Annotated in this window: 10 protein-coding genes; 8 read left to right on the top strand and 2 right to left on the bottom strand. The window is 71.2% G+C overall.

Annotated features, from left to right (window positions below; genetic code table 11):
* The first annotated feature begins 14 nt into the window (after positions 1 to 14).
* The 6 genes from ACH45E_RS32965 (at position 15) to ACH45E_RS32990 (ending at position 9,400) form a co-directional block, all read left to right on the top strand.
* Positions 15 to 1,049, top strand: coding sequence for an ABC transporter permease subunit (locus ACH45E_RS32965; RefSeq protein WP_361447083.1), 1,035 nt, complete (start codon positions 15 to 17; stop codon positions 1,047 to 1,049).
* Positions 1,046 to 1,981, top strand: coding sequence for a carbohydrate ABC transporter permease (locus tag ACH45E_RS32970; RefSeq protein WP_361447081.1), 936 nt, complete (start codon positions 1,046 to 1,048; stop codon positions 1,979 to 1,981). Before ACH45E_RS32965 ends, ACH45E_RS32970 begins: the two co-directional genes overlap by 4 nt.
* A 282-nt stretch (positions 1,982 to 2,263) precedes the next feature.
* A complete protein-coding gene (locus ACH45E_RS32975; protein ID WP_361447079.1) occupies positions 2,264 to 4,477 on the top strand; it encodes a 1,4-beta-glucanase in 2,214 nt (737 codons plus the stop codon).
* Positions 4,477 to 6,444, top strand: coding sequence for a beta-galactosidase (locus tag ACH45E_RS32980; protein ID WP_361447077.1), 1,968 nt, complete (start codon positions 4,477 to 4,479; stop codon positions 6,442 to 6,444). The genes ACH45E_RS32975 and ACH45E_RS32980 overlap by 1 nt, the downstream gene beginning before the upstream one ends.
* The gene (locus tag ACH45E_RS32985) at positions 6,441 to 8,651 is read left to right on the top strand and encodes a glycosyl hydrolase family 95 catalytic domain-containing protein (protein WP_361447075.1); all 2,211 of its coding nucleotides are present in this window, start codon (positions 6,441 to 6,443) and stop codon (positions 8,649 to 8,651) included. The genes ACH45E_RS32980 and ACH45E_RS32985 overlap by 4 nt, the downstream gene beginning before the upstream one ends.
* Positions 8,652 to 8,686: 35 nt before the next feature.
* Complete coding sequence (locus tag ACH45E_RS32990; RefSeq protein ID WP_361447073.1) at positions 8,687 to 9,400, top strand: hypothetical protein; 714 nt, start codon at positions 8,687 to 8,689, stop codon at positions 9,398 to 9,400.
* A 73-nt stretch (positions 9,401 to 9,473) separates the two neighbouring features.
* Here the strand turns inward: ACH45E_RS32990 and ACH45E_RS32995 are convergent, their stop codons facing one another.
* Positions 9,474 to 11,531 carry a glycoside hydrolase family 31 protein gene (locus tag ACH45E_RS32995; RefSeq protein ID WP_361447071.1) on the bottom strand — a complete coding sequence of 686 codons (2,058 nt, stop codon included), beginning with the start codon at positions 11,529 to 11,531 and terminating at the stop codon, positions 9,474 to 9,476.
* Positions 11,532 to 11,681: 150 nt separating this feature from the next.
* On the bottom strand, positions 11,682 to 12,695 hold the full coding sequence (locus tag ACH45E_RS33000) for a LacI family DNA-binding transcriptional regulator (protein WP_361447069.1): 1,014 nt from the start codon (positions 12,693 to 12,695) through the stop codon (positions 11,682 to 11,684).
* Positions 12,696 to 12,931: 236 nt separating this feature from the next.
* On the opposite strand from ACH45E_RS33000, the gene ACH45E_RS33005 reads away from it, so the two are divergent.
* Together ACH45E_RS33005 and ACH45E_RS33010 are read left to right on the top strand one after the other, a co-directional pair.
* Positions 12,932 to 13,741, top strand: a complete 810-nt coding sequence (locus tag ACH45E_RS33005; protein WP_361447067.1) for an endo-1,4-beta-glucanase — start codon at positions 12,932 to 12,934, stop codon at positions 13,739 to 13,741.
* A 565-nt stretch (positions 13,742 to 14,306) separates the two neighbouring features.
* The gene (locus ACH45E_RS33010) at positions 14,307 to 16,241 is read left to right on the top strand and encodes an acyl-CoA dehydrogenase family protein (protein WP_361447065.1); all 1,935 of its coding nucleotides are present in this window, start codon (positions 14,307 to 14,309) and stop codon (positions 16,239 to 16,241) included.
* Positions 16,242 to 16,406 lie beyond the last annotated feature (165 nt).

Genomic DNA, 16,406 nt, shown 5'->3' on the forward strand with positions numbered 1-16,406 from the left:
CAAGGAGAACAGCCGTGTCCCACAGCACGGTGCCTCGCAGCGGTGCCGAGGCCAGCATGCTCGAGAAGACCCCGGTGGCGTCCGCCGACGCCACCGGCACCCGGGAGAAACAAGGCTCCGGCAAGCTGGGCCTGCGGCTCAGGTTCAGACGCGACCGCGTCCTGATCCTCATGACGCTGCCGGCCGTCGTGCTGCTCCTGGTCTTCAACTACCTGCCGATCCTCGGCAACGTCGTCGCCTTCCAGGACTACGACCCCTACATCAGCGACAACGGCATCGTCTCCATCCTGCACAGCTCCTTCGTGGGCCTGGACAACTTCCAGCGGATCTTCCAGGACCCCGACTTCTGGAGCGCCGTCCAGAACACCCTGCTGCTGTTCTTCCTCCAGCTCGTGCTGTTCTTCCCGATCCCGATCCTGCTCGCGCTGCTCATCAACAGCGTGGTCCGGCCCCGGGTGCGGGCCGTAGCGCAGGCCGTCCTGTACCTGCCGCACTTCTTCTCCTGGGTACTGGTCATCGCCGTCTTCCAGCAGATGTTCGGCGGCGCGGGCATGCTCGCGCAGCTGCTGCGGCAGCACGGCTACGACGGCTTCGACATCATGACCGACCCGCACACCTTCCCCTTCCTGGTCACCGCGCAGAGCGTGTGGAAGGACGCGGGGTGGGGGATCATCGTCTTCCTCGCCGCGCTGGCCTCGGTTCCCCAGGACCTCTACGAAGCCGCCGCGATGGACGGCGCGAGCCGCTGGCGCCGCATGTGGCACGTCACCCTTCCCGCCCTGCGCCCGGTGATCGCGCTGCTCCTCGTGCTGCGCGTCGGCGACGCCCTGACCGTCGGGTTCGAACAGATACTGCTGCAACGCGACGCCGTCGGACCGGACGCCGGGGAGGTCCTCGACACCTTCGTGTGGTGGACCGGTGTGCGCAACCAGGACTTCGGCTACGCGGCCGCCGCCGGCCTGATCAAGGGCGTGGTCAGCATCGGCCTGGTCCTCGCCGCGAACAAGGTGGCCCATCTCATGGGCGAGCAGGGGGTGTACAAGAAATGACCACCGTCATCGACAAACCGGCGAGCAGGCCGAACCGGTGGGCCGCGCCCGAACGCCCGGCATGGGAGGAAGAGCCCTCGAAGGCCGGCCTCGCGGGCAAGGGCCTGGTCCTGTCGTTCGCCTGCCTGGCGGTCCTCTTCCCGCTGTGGATCGTGGTCGTCACCAGCCTCTCCTCGCGGAAGACCATCGACGAGGCGGGCGGTCTGGTGATCGTGCCCAAGGGCATCACCTTCATCGCCTACAAGGAGTTGCTCAGCGGCGGCCAGGTCACCCGGGCCACGGTCGTCAGCATCCTCATCACCCTGGTCGGCACGCTGTTCTCGATGACGGTGTCCGTCCTGTGCGCCTACGGTCTGTCCCGCAGCGGCTCGCTCGGGCACCGCTGGATCCTGATGACGCTGCTGGCGACCATGTTCTTCAGCGCCGGCCTCATCCCCACCTATCTGCTGGTGCAGTCCCTCGGCCTGATGGACTCCTACCTCGCGCTGATCCTGCCGAGCGCGGTGAGCGTCTTCAACATCCTGGTGCTGCGCGGCTTCTTCATGGGGATCTCGCAGGAACTCACCGACAGCGCGCGCATCGACGGCGCCGGTGACTTCCGTATCCTCTGGCAGATCGTCATGCCGCTGTCGCGGGCCGTCCTCGCGGTGATCACGCTGTTCTACGCCGTCGGGTACTGGAGTGCCTGGTTCAACGCCTCGATCTACCTGAACGACCAGGACAAGATGCCGTTGCAGAACGTCATGATCCAGCTCGTCCAGCGGCAGCAGCAGCCGGTCGGTCTGGGCCAGGCCATCAGGACCGGCCAGCTGTCGGGGCTGGCCATCCAGATGGCGGTCATGGTGATGGCCCTGCTTCCCGTCGCCTTCCTGTCCCCCTTCGTCCAGAAGCACTTCAAGAAGGGCATGCTCACCGGAGCGGTGAAGGGCTGAAGCCCGAGCCCGGCTACTCGCCGTAGGGGTGACGGCGGTTCGGTGGCTGCGGCTCCGTCGTGGCTGGTCGCGCCCACGCGGCGGAGCCGCACATCGACACAGTCCCGCGCCCCTTGAGGTCGGTGCGGCTGCCGCCCGCCCAGCAGCGCAGCCCGCGTAGCTGCGGGCAGTCGTGCCGCTCGAGCGAAGCCGAGAGTGGGGGAGGCACCCCGCCAGCGCCGGTGAGCGGACCCGTCCCCGTCCAGCATCAATCCCGCACTACGAACCCACCGAGGTCCCACCATGCCCGCTTCCCCGCTGAGCCGCAGAGCCGTCCTCGCCGGAACGGCAGCCGCCGCCCTGACGGCGGTCCCCGCACTCCCGGGCAAGGCCCACGCCGCCGAAGCCACGCGGCCCGCGTACCGCTGGCGCAACGCGATGATCGGCGGCACCGGCTTCGTCACCGGCGTCCTGTTCCATCCAAGGGTCCGCGGCCTCGCCTACGCCCGTACCGACATCGGCGGCGCCTACCGCTGGGACGACAAAGAGGCCCGCTGGGTCCCGCTCATCGACCACATCGGCTGGGACGACTGGAACCTTCTCGGCGTCGAGGCCATGGCCGTCGACGCCGCCCACCCCGGCCGGCTCTACCTCGCGGTCGGCACGTACACCCAGTCCTGGGCCGGCGACGGCGCCGTCCTGCGCTCCGACGACCGCGGCGCCACCTGGACCCGTACCGACCTGTCGGTGAAGCTCGGCGCCAACGAGGACGGGCGGGGCGCGGGGGAGCGGCTGCTGGTCGACCCGCGCGACAGCGACACCCTGTGGCTGGGCACCCGGCACGACGGGTTGCTGAAGTCGACGGACCGGGGCGCCACCTGGGCGGCGGCCACCGGCTTCCCCGCGACCGCGAGCGCCTCCGGGCAGGGCGTCGTCCTCCTCGTCGCGGCCGGACGCGCGGTCTACGCCGGCTGGGGTGACGGCGACGGCACCACGGGCACCGCCAACCTGTACCGGACGACTGACGGCACCACCTGGGAGGCCGTCCCCGGCCGGCCCACCGGCACCTCCGCCAAGGTCCCCATCCGTGCCGCGTACGACCGCCACACCCGCGAGCTGTATGTGACGTACGCCGACGCGCCCGGCCCGGGCGGCCAGTCCACCGGCAGCGTGCACAGGCTGAACACCGCCACCGGCAAGTGGACCGAGGTCACCCCGGTGGAGCCGGGTGGAACGACCTCCGACGGGTCGGCGGACACCTTCGGCTACGGAGGAGTCGCCGTCGACGCCCGCCGCCCCGGCACCGTCGTCGTCTCCACCAACAACCGCTGGGCGGCCGTCGACACCCTGTTCCGCACCACGGACGGCGGCCGTACCTGGAAGTCCCTCAAGGACAAGGCCGTCCTCGACGTCTCCGAGACCCCGTTCCTCACGTTCGGCGCGGACCAGCCGAAGTTCGGCTGGTGGATCCAGGCGGTCGCCGTCGACCCGTACGACTCCAAGCACGTCCTCTACGGCACCGGCGCGACCCTCTACGGCACCCGCGACCTGAGGCACTGGGCCCCGCGGATCCGCGGCCTGGAGGAGACATCCGTACGCCAGCTGATCTCGCCGCCGACCGGGACAGCACACCTGATCAGCGGGTCGGGGGACATCGGCGTGCTGTACCACGACCGGCTCACGGCGTCGCCGTCGCGCGGCATGGCGACGAACCCCGTGTTCGGGACGGCGACCGGACTGGCGCAGGCCGCGAGGAAGCCGTCGTACGTCGTCCGCTCGGGCTGGGGCGACCACGGCAACGGCGCCTACTCGGGCGACGGCGGGCGGAGCTGGGCCCCCTTCGCCGCCCAGCCCGCCATCGCCAAGGACGCTCCCGGACCGATCGCCGTCAACGCCGACGGCAGCGTGCTGCTGTGGACCTTCGTGCACTGGGACGGCACCCGGTACCCGGCGCAGCGCTCGGCGGACAACGGCGCGACCTGGTCCGAGATCTCCTCCTGCCCGAAGGGCGCCACACCGGTCGCCGACCCGGCCGACGCGACGCGCTTCTACACGTTCGACACCGACACGGGAACGGTGTACGTCAGCTCCGACGGCGGCCTGACCTTCACGAAGGGCGCCACCGGGCTCCCGTCCGGCGACACCCAGTTCAAGCTGGTCGCCGCCCCCGGCCGCTCCGGTGACCTGTGGCTGAGCACCAAGGGGAACGGGCTGTACCGCTCCACCGACGGCGGCGCCGCGTTCACCAAGGTCGGCAGCTGCCGGGCCTCGTACGTCCTCGGGTTCGGCAAGGCCGCCGACGGCGCCGGCTACCCGGCGATCTACCAGGTCGGCTCGACCGGGAGCAGCACCGCCGTCCACCGCTCCGACGACGAGGCGAAGACCTGGGTGCGGATCAACGACGACGCCCACCAGTGGGGCTTCACCGGCGACGCCATCACCGGTGACCCGCGGATCCACGGCCGCGTCTACCTGGCCACGAACGGACGCGGCATCCAGTACGGGGAGCCCGCCTGATGCCGGACCTCAGTGCCGCCACCGGAAGCCGCATCCTCTTCGGCGGCGACTACAACCCCGAGCAGTGGCCCGAGGAGACCTGGTACGACGACGTCCGGCTGATGAAGGAGGCCGGCGTCAACTCCGTCACCCTCGGCGTCTTCTCCTGGGCGAAGCTGGAACCGGAGCCCGGTGCACGGGAGTTCGGCTGGCTGGACCGGCTCATGGACCTCATGCACGAGCACGGCATCGGCGTCGTCCTCGCCACCCCCACCTCCTCGCCCCCGCCCTGGATGGGCCGGCTGCACCCCGAGACCCTGCCCGTCACCGAGGACGGCCGCACCGAGTGGTGGGGCGGCCGGCAGCACTTCTCCCACTCCAGCGCCACCTACCGGCGCTACGCCGCCGCCATCACCGAGGACCTCGCGGCCCGCTACGGCACCCACCCGGCCCTCACCATGTGGCACATCAACAACGAGTACTGCACCTACGACCACGGCGACGAGGCCGCCGCCGCCTTCCGCCGCTGGCTGCGGGAGAAGTACGGCACCCTCGACGCGCTCAACACCGCCTGGGGGACGGCCTTCTGGAGCCAGGGCTACGACAGTTGGGACGGCATCCTGCCGTCCCGGCAGCCCCATTACATGAAGAATCCCACCCAGGTGCTGGACTTCCGCCGCTTCACCTCCGACGCGCTCCTGGAGTGCTACGCCGCCGAGCGCGACATCGTCCGCCGCCACACCCCGCACATCCCGGTCACCACCAACTTCATGCCGCTGTTCTTCGGTCAGGACGCCTGGCGCTGGGCCGAGGAGGAGGACGTCGTCTCCGTCGACCTCTACCCCGACCCCCGCGACCCCCTGGGTGCCCAGCACGGCGCGCTGGTCCAGGACCTGACCCGATCCCAGGCGGGCGGTCCCTGGATGCTGATGGAGCAGGCGGCCGGGCCGGTCAACTGGCGGGGCGTCAACCACCCCAAGCCCCGCGGCCTCAACCGCCTGTGGTCCCTCCAGGCCGTCGCCCGGGGCGCGGACGCCGTCTGCTACTTCCAGTGGCGGCAGTCCCGGCAGGGCGCGGAGAAGTTCCACTCCGGGATGGTCAGCCACGCGGGCGAGCACGGCCGCACCTTCCAGGAGGTGAAGCGGCTCGGTGCCGAGCTGGCGAAGATCGCGCCGCGGGTCACCGGCCACCACGTCACCGCCGACATCGCGATCCTGCACGACTGGCACGCCTGGTGGGCCGCCGCCCAGGACGGCCGCCTCTCCACCGAGGCCGACCACCCGGCCGTCCTGCACGCCTGGCACCGCGCCCTGTGGGAGTCCCACCTCACCACCGACTTCGCCCACCCCGAGCACGACCTGTCCGCGTACAGGTGCGTCGTCGTGCCGCAGCTGTACCTCCTCACGGACACCGCCGTCGCCAACCTCCTCGCATACGTCCAGGGCGGCGGCACCCTCGTCTGCGGCTTCCACACCGGCGTCGCCGACGAGGACGACCGGGTGCGCCCCGGCGGCATGGACGCCCGGCTGCGCGAGCTGTTCGGCATCCGCACGCTGCACGAGTGGTGGCCGCTGGACGCGGGGGAGAGCGTCGAGTGCGACGGCTTCCGGGGCACGCTGTGGTCGGAGGAGATCGAGGCCGCCGACACCGTCGACGGGACGATCCCCTACCAGGGCGGCGAACTCGACGGACTGCCCGCCGTACTGCGCCGGGGCCGCGCCTGGTACGTCTCCACGCTCCCGGAGCCGGAGGCGCTGCGCGCTCTGCTCGCCCGGATCGCCGGCGAGGCGGGCGCCCGCCCGGTGCTCGACGGTCTGCCCGCGGGGGTCGAGGCCGTCCGGCGCGGCGAGTCGCTGTTCCTGCTCAACCACGGGCGCGAGCCGGTCACCGTCGAGGTGCCCGGCATCCATCACGACCTGCTCACAGGGGCTACAGTCACCGATCGGATCGCTCTCGGACGCTACGGAACGGCGGTACTGGCCCCATGACGCACGACCTCGCGGGGCAACTCGCGCACGGAACCTGGGAACCCCTCCCCGCCGACCGCTGGGAGGACGGCTTCCTGAGCGGCAACGGCCACCACGGCGCCCTTGTGTTCGGCGATCCGAACGACGACCGGGTCATCGTCACCCATCACACCCTGGTCCGCCCCAACGGCGGCGAACACGCCCGCCCGCCCCGGCTCGCCGCCGAACTGCCCGCCCTCCAGGACCGGTTGCTCGCGGGCGAGCTCACCGCCGCCGAGGACTTCACCGACGGCCGTGCGCTGCAATGGGTGCAGCCCTTCCACCCGGCCTTCCAGATCCGGCTGCGCAGGCCCCCCGGCACCTGCCACGGCTACCGCCGCTCCGTGGACTTCACCACGGGCGAGACGATCGCCGAGTGCGCGGACTTCGACAGCCGCGTCTTCGTCTCCCGGGCCGACGACCTCGTCGCCCACTCCGTCACGGCGCCCGACCTCACCCTCGACATCAGCCTCGACCACCGGCTGCCGAACGCACCCGCCGGGCTCGGGGTCGGCGACGGCGCGCTCCTCACCCCCGAGGGCGCCCTGCTCACCCTGCGCGCCCGCTACCCGGACAGCGACCGCGCCTACACCGGGCTGACCCTGGTCGTGGTCACGGGCGGCACGACGAGCCTCGCCCCGCCCGGTGTACGCGTCACGGGCGCCGAGTCGGTGCTCCTCCTCACCCGGGTCCGCCGCCACACGGAAGAGCTGGACACGGTGGCCGAGGCCCGGGAACTGCGGGAGGCGTGGGGCGAGCAGCCGTACGACACCCTCCTCGCCCGCCACGTCTCCCCGCACCGCACCGCCTACGAACGCGTCACCCTGGACCTCGCCGCCGATCCGGCCGAACGCGCGTTGCCGGGCTCGGAGTTGCTCAAGCGGCCGCACAGCGCCGCCCTCCTGGAGCGGCTCTTCGCGGCCGGCCGCTACCACCTGCTGTCCTCGGCCGGCCTCAACCCGCCCCGCCTCACCGGACTGTGGACCGGCGACTGGAACACCGCCTGGTCCGGGGCGTTCACCACCAACGCCAATCTCAACCTCCAGACGGCCTCCGCCGCCGCGGCCGCGCTGCCCGAGGTCACCGAGGCGCACGCGAACCTGGTCCACCGGCAGCTGCCGCACTGGCGGGACAACGCCCGCGCCGTCTTCGGCGCCCGGGGAGTCGTCGCCCCCACCCACACCGACGGCGAGTCCGGACACACGTACCACTTCGACCGCGAGTACCCCCACCAGCTGTGGACCGCCGGTGCCGACTGGCTGCTCAAGCCCCTCGTCGACCACGACGAGACCCGCGGCGAACGCGACCCGCGCACCGCCGCCGCCCTCGCCGAGACCGCCCGCTTCTACGAGGACTTCCTCACCCGCACCGACGACGCCGGCCAGCTGGTCGTCGTCCCCTCCTACTCGCCCGAGAACCGCCCCGCCAACGCCAGTTGGGGCGCGATCAACGCGGCCATGGACCTCTCGGCGGCCCGCCACGCCCTGCGGACCGCGGCCGGCCACCACCCGGGCACCCCCGACGCCGACCGCTGGCGCGCACTCGCCGACCGGCTCCCGCCCCACCGGACCAACACCGACGGCGCCCTCGCCGAATGGGCCTGGCCCGGCCTGGACGACAGCTACGACCACCGCCATCTCAGCCACCTCTACGGCGTCTGGCCCCTCGACGAGATCAACCCCTACGACACCCCCCGACTGGCCGCCGCCGCCCACCGCGCCCTCGAACTGCGCGGCGCCGAGAACGACTCCGCCCACGGCCACCTCCACCACGCCCTGATCGCGGCCCGGCTCCGGGACGGTGACCGGGTCGCCCGGGCGCTCGCGAACGTGCTGGACGGCGACTTCTTCCACGCCTCCCTGATGAGCGCCCACTACCCGGGCCGCGACGTCTACAACGCGGACGCCGCCCACACCCTGCCCGCCGTGCTGATCGAGATGCTGGTGCACTCCACCCCCGACCGCCTGGTCCTGCTGCCCGCGCTCCCGGCCACGTACCCCGAGGGCCGGATCCGGGGCGTACTCACCCGGTTCGGGGCGGAGCTGGACCTCACCTGGAGCCGCGAGACGGCCACCGCGGTGCTGCGCCCCACCCGCAGTCACCGCATCGAACTCAGGACTTCCTCCGGCGCACAGCCGCTCGATCTCGTCGCCGGAGAAGACCGCGTCCTCACCCTGGGGACGTGGTAACCCCGCGCACTCCCCCCACCCATGGAAGGGACACCATGGCACTTCGCACGCTGCGCAGGATCACGATGGCCGTACTGGCCCCGGCGATGGCCCTCGGCGCCACCGTCGGCCTCGCCTCCGCCCCCGCCTCGGCCGCCGTCTGGAGCTCCTGCGACCAGTGGGGCAACACCACGCTGAACGGCTACACGCTCTACAACGACATCTGGGGCTCCGGCGCCGGCAGCCAGTGCATATGGGCGAACTCCGGCACCAACTGGGGCGTCAACGCCAACCACCCGGGCACCGGCGGCATCAAGGCGTACCCGAACGCCACGAAGACGGTCAACAAGTCGATCACCTCGCTGGCCTCGCTCACCAGCGGCTACAACGTCACGGTCCCGTCGTCCGGCGCGTACAACACGTCGTACGACATCTGGGACACCAACCACAAGTACGAAATCATGCTCTGGGTCAACAAGACCGGAGCCGTCGGCCCCCTCGGCACCTCGCAGGGCAACCTGACGCTCGGCGGCCACACCTGGACCGTCTACAAGGGCAACAACGGCTCCAACGACGTCTTCTCGTTCGTCCGCACCTCGAACTCCACCTCCGGCACGGTCAACGTGCTGCCCATCCTGAAGTGGATCAAGGACACCAAGGGCTGGTTCGGCAACGTGACCATCGGAGACGTGCAGTTCGGCTTCGAGATCACGTCCTCGTCCGGCGGCCTGAACTTCACCACCAACAGCGAGAGCGTCAGCAGCAGCTGAACCACCTGACCGCATGGTCGTGCGGCCGGTCCCTCCCCTACGGGACCGGCCGCACCTCCGCATCCGGGGACGGCTACTCCGCTACAGGCAGCCGTGCCCCGTCCCGCAGGAACAGCGGGATGCGGTCCAGGGGGGCGTCGACCGTCACGGTCGTACCGCCCTCGTAGGTCTCACCGGTCCACGCGTCCGTCCAGCGGGCGCCCGCCGGGAGATACGCCGTGCGGGCGGTGGCGCCCGCCGTCAGCACCGGGGCGACCAGCAGGTCCCGCCCGAACAGGTAGGCGTCGTCGACCGACCAGGCCGCCTGGTCGTCGGGGAACTCCAGGAACAGCGGCCGCATCACCGGCAGCCCCTCCTCGTGCGCCTCCCGCATGACGTGCAGGACGTACGGCTTGAGGCGTTCACGCAGCCGCAGGTACCGCTCGAGGATCGCGCCGGCCTCCTCGCCGTACGACCAGACCTCGTTGGGGCCGCCGGTCATCTCCGGGCCCAGCGGCATGCCCGGGTCGCGGAAGCCGTGCAGGCGCATCAGCGGGGACAGCGCGCCGAACTGGAACCAGCGGACCATGACCTCCCGGTACGCCGGGTCGTCCGGGTCGCCGCCGTGGAAGCCGCCGATGTCGGTGTTCCACCAGGGGATCCCGGACAGCGCGGTGTTCAGGCCGGCCGCGATCTGGCGGCGCAGGGTCGGGAAGTCGGTGCCGATGTCACCGGACCACAGGGCGGCGCCGTGGCGCTGACTGCCCGCCCAGGCCGAGCGGTTGAGGGTGATCACCTCGTCCTCGCCGGCCGCCAGCAGGCCCTCGTGGAACGCGCGGGAGTTCTCGGCGGGGTAGCTGTTGCCGACCTCCAGACCCGGGCCCGCCCAGTAGCGCAGGTTCTCCGGGAAGCCCGGCTTCAGCTCGGGCTCGCAGGCGTCCAGCCAGAACGCCGTGATGCCGTACGGATCGAGGTAGTTCTCCTTCACCCGGGACCAGACGAACTCCCGGGCCTCGGGGTTGGTGGCGTCGTAGAAGGCCACCTGCACCGTGGAGGCGACCTCCTTGTCCGGCCAGTCGGCGTGCGCCATCGGGCCGTACTGCGTGCCGATGAAGTAGCCGCGCTGCTCCATCACCGGGTGGTTCTCCGACAGCGGGGACACCGACGGCCACACGGACACCACCAGCTTGACGCCCATCTCCTCCAGTTCGCGGACCATCGCCGCGGGGTCCGGCCACTCCTTGGGGTCGAACTTCCAGTCGCCCAGGTGGGTCCAGTGGAAGAAGTCGCAGACGATCGCGGCCAGGGGCAGCCCCCGGCGCTTGTACTCACGTGCCACGGCGAGGAGTTCGTCCTGGGTGCGGTAGCGCAGCTTGCACTGCCAGAAGCCCGCCGCCCACTGAGGGAGCATCGGCGTCCGGCCGGTCACCGCGCTGTAGCGGCGCTGGCCGTCGGCCGGGGCGCCCGCGGTGATCCAGTAGTCGATCTGGCGGGCGGAGTCCGCCACCCAGCGGGTGCCGTTGTGCGCCAGCTCCACGCGGCCGATCGCCGGGTTGTTCCACAACAGGGTGTAGCCGCGGCTGGAGGCCAGCACCGGGATGCCGACCTCGGCGTTGCGCTGCACCAGGTCCAGGACCAGGCCCTTCTGGTCGAGACGGCCGTGCTGGTGCTGGCCCAGGCCGTACAGCTTCTCGCCCTCGTAGGCGGCGAAACGCTGCTCCAGGCGGTGGTGGCCGTTGCCGACCGCCGTGTACAGACGGGAGCCCGGCCACCAGAAGTGGGCGCGCGCCTCGGCCAGCAGCTCGGACAGGTCGTCCGTGCGCAGGAAGCGGATCAGGCCCCCGGCGTCGACCTCCACCGTCAGCGCGCCGACCGTCAGCCGCGCCTCGCCGTCCCCGATCTTGACGGTGCTCTCGGTGGCGGGCGGTGTGTCCAGCAGGGCGCCCGGCAGGGCCTCCAGCACGGGACCGCCGAGCCGGGCCCGCACCCGGACCGCGTCCGGGCCCCACGGCTCGATGCGTACCGTCTCCTGGCGACCGCTCCACTCCAGCGCGCCGTCCCGCTCGCGGAACGTGCCGACGGTGGGGGAGGACTGCGCGAGGCTGACCTTGGGCTGCGCTGCGGCAGGCGGGTGTTCGGCAGGCTGATTCACGTGCGTGCTCCTGGGGGGAGTGCAGACGGGGACTGCAGGCATGGGGGTGCCCCGCGAGGGGCGACGGGTTCGTAAGGACACGGAACGCCGGACACGGAACGCCGGACACGGAACGCCGGACACGGAACCCCGGCGTGGAGCGGTGGGTGGTCAGGAACCGGCCGGTGCCGGCCCGGAGCTCGCCCGGACGGTCAACTCGGGGGAGATCAGCACGACTTCGTCGCCTCCGCGGCCGTCCAGCTTGGCCACCAGGTGCTCCACGGCGTGCCGGCCCATCTCCTGCGCGGGGATGGCGACCGAGGTCAGCCGCACGGAGGCCTGGACGGCGACCTGCTCCGGGCAGACCGCGACCACCGACACGTCCTCGGGCACGGCCCGGCCCTGCTGGCGCAGCAGGGCGAGCAGCGGCTCGAGGGCGGCCTCGTTCTGCACCACGAACCCGGTGGTGGTGGGTCGTTCGTCGAGGATCCGGGCGAGGGTCACGGCCATCGCGTCGTACCCGCCCTCGCACGGGCGGTGCAGCACCCTGAGGCCCAGCTCCCGCGCGCGGGCGCGCAGGCCGTCGAGGGTACGTTCGGCGAAGCCGGTGTGCCGCTCGTAGACCGCCGGGGCCTCGCCGATGACAGCGATGTCGTGGTGGCCCAGCTTCGCCAGGTGCTCCACGCACAGCGCGCCGGTCGCCGCGAAGTCCAGGTCGACGCAGGTCAGGCCGGTGGTGTCGGCGGGCAGACCGATGAGGACGGAGGGCTGGTCGGTCTGGCGCAGCAGCGGCAGCCGCTCGTCCTCCAGCTCGACGTCCATCAGGATCATCGCGTCGGCCAGTCCGCTGCCGGTGATCCGGCGCACCGCGTCGGGGCCCTCCTCGCCGGTGAGCAGCAGGACGTCGTAGCCGTGCGCACGCGCGGTGGTGGCCACCGCGATGGCGATCTCCATCATCACCGGCACGTACATGTCGGTGCGCAGCGGGACCATCAGCGCGATGATGTTCGACCTGTTGCTGGCCAGGGCGCGGGCGCCCGCGTTGGGGTGGTACCCGAGCTCCCGGATGCTCTGCTCGACCCGCTGGCGGGTGGTGGTGGAGATGGACCGCTTGCCGCTGAGGACATAGCTCACCGTGCTCGCCGAGACTCCGGCGTGCTGGGCGACCTCGGCGAGGGTGACCATCCAGCTCTCCAAGCTTTGTGAAGCGCTTCGACAGTGCGCGTTGCTGACAAGGGCGAGTGAGGGTGTATCGACAGTAGCCCCGGCAGTGAGTGGGTGTCCATACTTTGTCGAAGCGCTTCGACACCTATTTCGTGGACGATGCCTCGGCGGCACTGTCCGCAGGAGTACGGCAACCTTCCGGCCGGGCCGCGACCACACAGAGGCGGTACACGAACCGTCCCCCGGAAGGACCCCTGATGCAACACCGCAGACCGCGCCTGTCGAAGAAGGCGAAGACGCTTCTCGCCGCCTCGGTCGCCCTGGCGGCCGCCGCGGGCGTCACCGTCGCGCAGGCCGGCGAGTCGAGCAGGAAGTGCACGGCCTTCGACACGATCACGCTCGGCAAGTACTACGTGAACAACAACCTCTGGGGCCAGGACAAGGGCACCGGCACCCAGTGCGTCTGGGACAACTCGGCCTCGGGCTCCACCATCTCCTGGGGCACGAACTACACCTGGGCGAACAACAGCAAGGGCACCGACTCGGACGTCAAGTCGTACGCCAGTACCGTCCTCGGCTGGCACTGGGGCTGGAAGGCCGACAAGGCGGCCACCGGGCTGCCGATCCGGGTCGGCGACCGCAAGAAGGTCACCGCCAAGTGGAACTTCTCGCTCAGCTCCAACCCCGGCACGCTGAACGTCGCCTACGACCTGTGGCTGCACGCCAAGAACACCGCGGACTGGCAGGACCAGCCCACCGACGAGATCATGATCTGGCTCAACCGCCAGGGCGGCGCGGGCCCGCTGGGCACCAAGTACGGCAGCGTCAGCCTCGACGGCGCCATGTGGGACATCTACCGGGGCGACATCGGCTGGAACGTCTACTCCTTCGTCCGCCGCGCCAACACCACCACCGCCACGCTGAACCTCGACGACTTCACCCAGGCCCTGGTCCGCCGCGAACTCCTCACCAACGACAAGTACGTCTCCGGCATCGAATCCGGCACCGAGGTCTTCAAGGGCTCGGGCCGACTGGACACCAAGTCGTACTCGATCGACATCAACTGACCGCCCCCCGCCCCAGCCCACCCGGCGCTCGGGACAAAGCCGTCCGGGCCCAGGCGGGGTTCAGGGGCGCAGTCCCGTGGGGCTGGGAGCGGAGCCTCTCGGTTCTGGGGGCGCCGGCCCGCGGTGGGGTGTAGGGGCGGGGCCCCGTGTGGGTTCTGGGGGTGGCAGCCCCCGGCGGTGCGAGGGCGGGGCCCGTGGGGGTTCTGGGGGTGGCAGCCCCCGGCGGTGCGGGGGCGAGGCCCCGCGGGGGGTTGGGGGTGGCAGCCCCCGGCGGGGTGCGGGGGCGGAGCCCCGCGGGGGTTCAGGGGGCGGAGCCCCTGGCGGGGTTGAAGGGGCGGAGCCCCTGGGGATGGGAAGGGTAGGGGCGGCGGGGGCGAGGAAACCGTCCGCCGGATCACCCCGCGCCCGCATCCCCCGCACATCGCGGAGCGACGGGGTACGGGTTTGGGCCGAACGGACGCGCCAGGACTGGTGGGGGCGGCCCGTTTCGGGTACCAACGATCCAGTAGCACTGGTCGGTAACGAACGGTCCGCAATCATCCCTCTTCGCGGCGAGGTGAGCCTCATGTCCGCCCCCACCACCAAGAAACCCACCGTCACCGAACGGGAGGCCCGCCAGGTGGCGGAAGCCGCCCGGGAACAGGACTGGCGCAAGCCAAGCTTCGCCAAGGAACTGTTCCTCGGCCGCTTCCGGCTCGACCTCATCCACCCGCACCCGCTCCCCGCGGACGAGGACGCCCAGCGCGGCGAGGAGTTCCTCGCCAAACTGCGCGACTTCTGCGAGACGAAGATCGACGGCGCCCGGATCGAGCGCGACGCGCAGATCCCGGACGAGGTCATCGACGGCCTCAAGGAACTCGGCGCGTTCGGCATGAAGATCGACACCAAGTACGGCGGCCTCGGCCTGACCCAGGTCTACTACAACAAGGCCCTCGCCCTGGCCGGCTCCGCGAACCCCGCCGTCGGCGCCCTGCTGTCGGCCCACCAGTCGATCGGCGTACCGCAGCCGCTGAAGATCTTCGGCACGCAGGAGCAGAAGGACACCTTCCTGCCCCGCTGCGCCCGCACCGACATCTCCGCCTTCCTCCTCACCGAGCCGGACGTCGGCTCCGACCCCGCCCGGCTGGCCACCACGGCCGTCCCCGACGGCGACGACTACGTCATCGACGGGGTGAAACTCTGGACGACCAACGGCGTGATCGCCGACCTGCTCGTGGTCATGGCGCGCGTACCGAAGTCCGAAGGACACAAGGGCGGGATCACCGCGTTCGTCGTCGAGGCCGCCTCGGACGGCGTCACGGTCGAGAACCGCAACGCCTTCATGGGCCTGCGCGGCCTCGAGAACGGCGTCACCCGCTTCCACCAGGTGCGCGTCCCCGCCGCGAACCGCATCGGCCCCGAGGGCGCGGGCCTGAAGATCGCCCTGACCACCCTGAACACCGGCCGCCTCTCGCTGCCCGCGATGTGCGCCGGCGCGGGCAAGTGGTGCCTGAAGATCGCCCGTGAGTGGTCGGCGGCCCGCGAGCAGTGGGGCAAGCCCGTCGCGCTGCACGAGGCGGTCGGCTCCAAGATCAGCTTCATCGCGGCGACCACCTTCGCGCTGGAGGCCGTACTGGACCTGTCCAGCCAGATGGCCGACGAGGACCGCAACGACATCCGCATCGAGGCCGCCCTCGCCAAGCTGTACGGCTCCGAGATGGCCTGGCTGATGGCCGACGAACTGGTCCAGATCCGCGGCGGCCGCGGCTTCGAGACGGCCGCCTCCCTGGAGGCCCGCGGCGAGCGCGCCGTACCCGCCGAGCAGATCCTGCGCGACCTGCGCATCAACCGGATCTTCGAGGGCTCCACCGAGATCATGCACCTGCTGATCGCACGCGAGGCCGTCGACGCCCACCTCTCGGTCGCCGGAGACCTCATCGACCCCGACAAGACCCTGCAGGACAAGGCGAAGGCAGGCGCGAACGCCGGTGTGTTCTACGCCAAGTGGCTGCCGAGACTGGTCGCGGGCCCGGGCCAGCTGCCCTCCTCGTACAGCCAGTTCAAGCACGGCGTCGACCTCTCCGGCCACCTGCGCTACGTCGAGCGGCACGCCCGCAAGCTCGCCCGCTCCACCTTCTACGCCATGTCCCGCTGGCAGGGCCGGATGGAGACCAAGCAGGGCTTCCTGGGCCGGATCGTGGACATCGGCGCCGAACTGTTCGCGATGAGCGCGGCCTGTGTCCGGGCCGAGCTGCTGCGCAGCCAGGGCGACCACGGCCGGGAGGCCTACCAGCTCGCCGACGCCTTCTGCCGCCAGTCCCGCATCCGGGTCGAGGAACTCTTCGACCGGCTCTGGAACAACACCGACGACGTCGACCGCAAGGTGGTCAAGGGCGTCCTCGGCGGCGCCTACGAGTGGCTGGAGCAGGGCATCGTCGACCCGTCGGGCGACGGCCCCTGGATCGCCGACGCGACCCCGGGCCCCAGCCGACGGGAGAACGTGCACCGCCCGGTCCGCTAGCGCAGCGGCTCGGCGGTACCCGCCACCCGGACACCGCGTCGCCGCGTCGTACGGTTCGGCTTGTTCGACGCGGTGTCCGAATATGGACAACTGGTGGAGAATCCAGATAAGGCACCCGCCCGAGGGACGCGCTGTCCTCCCGGTCGCCGAATGCGGCAACAATGG

The organism is Streptomyces sp. NPDC020299 (genome assembly GCF_044387825.1).
Taxonomy (GTDB): Bacteria; Actinomycetota; Actinomycetes; order Streptomycetales; family Streptomycetaceae; genus Streptomyces.

What these genes read in the sequence shown, in the direction of transcription:
- ACH45E_RS32980 (WP_361447077.1), top strand. Translation starts at nt 4,477, where the DNA reads ATGCCGGACCTCAGTGCCGCCACCGGAAGCCGCATCCTCTTCGGCGGC.
- ACH45E_RS32985 (WP_361447075.1), top strand. Translation starts at nt 6,441, where the DNA reads ATGACGCACGACCTCGCGGGGCAACTCGCGCACGGAACCTGGGAACCC.
- ACH45E_RS33010 (WP_361447065.1), top strand. Translation starts at nt 14,307, where the DNA reads ATGTCCGCCCCCACCACCAAGAAACCCACCGTCACCGAACGGGAGGCC.
- ACH45E_RS33000 (WP_361447069.1), bottom strand. Translation starts at nt 12,695, where the DNA reads ATGGTCACCCTCGCCGAGGTCGCCCAGCACGCCGGAGTCTCGGCGAGC.
- ACH45E_RS32970 (WP_361447081.1), top strand. Translation starts at nt 1,046, where the DNA reads ATGACCACCGTCATCGACAAACCGGCGAGCAGGCCGAACCGGTGGGCC.
- ACH45E_RS33005 (WP_361447067.1), top strand. Translation starts at nt 12,932, where the DNA reads ATGCAACACCGCAGACCGCGCCTGTCGAAGAAGGCGAAGACGCTTCTC.
- ACH45E_RS32990 (WP_361447073.1), top strand. Translation starts at nt 8,687, where the DNA reads ATGGCACTTCGCACGCTGCGCAGGATCACGATGGCCGTACTGGCCCCG.
- ACH45E_RS32975 (WP_361447079.1), top strand. Translation starts at nt 2,264, where the DNA reads ATGCCCGCTTCCCCGCTGAGCCGCAGAGCCGTCCTCGCCGGAACGGCA.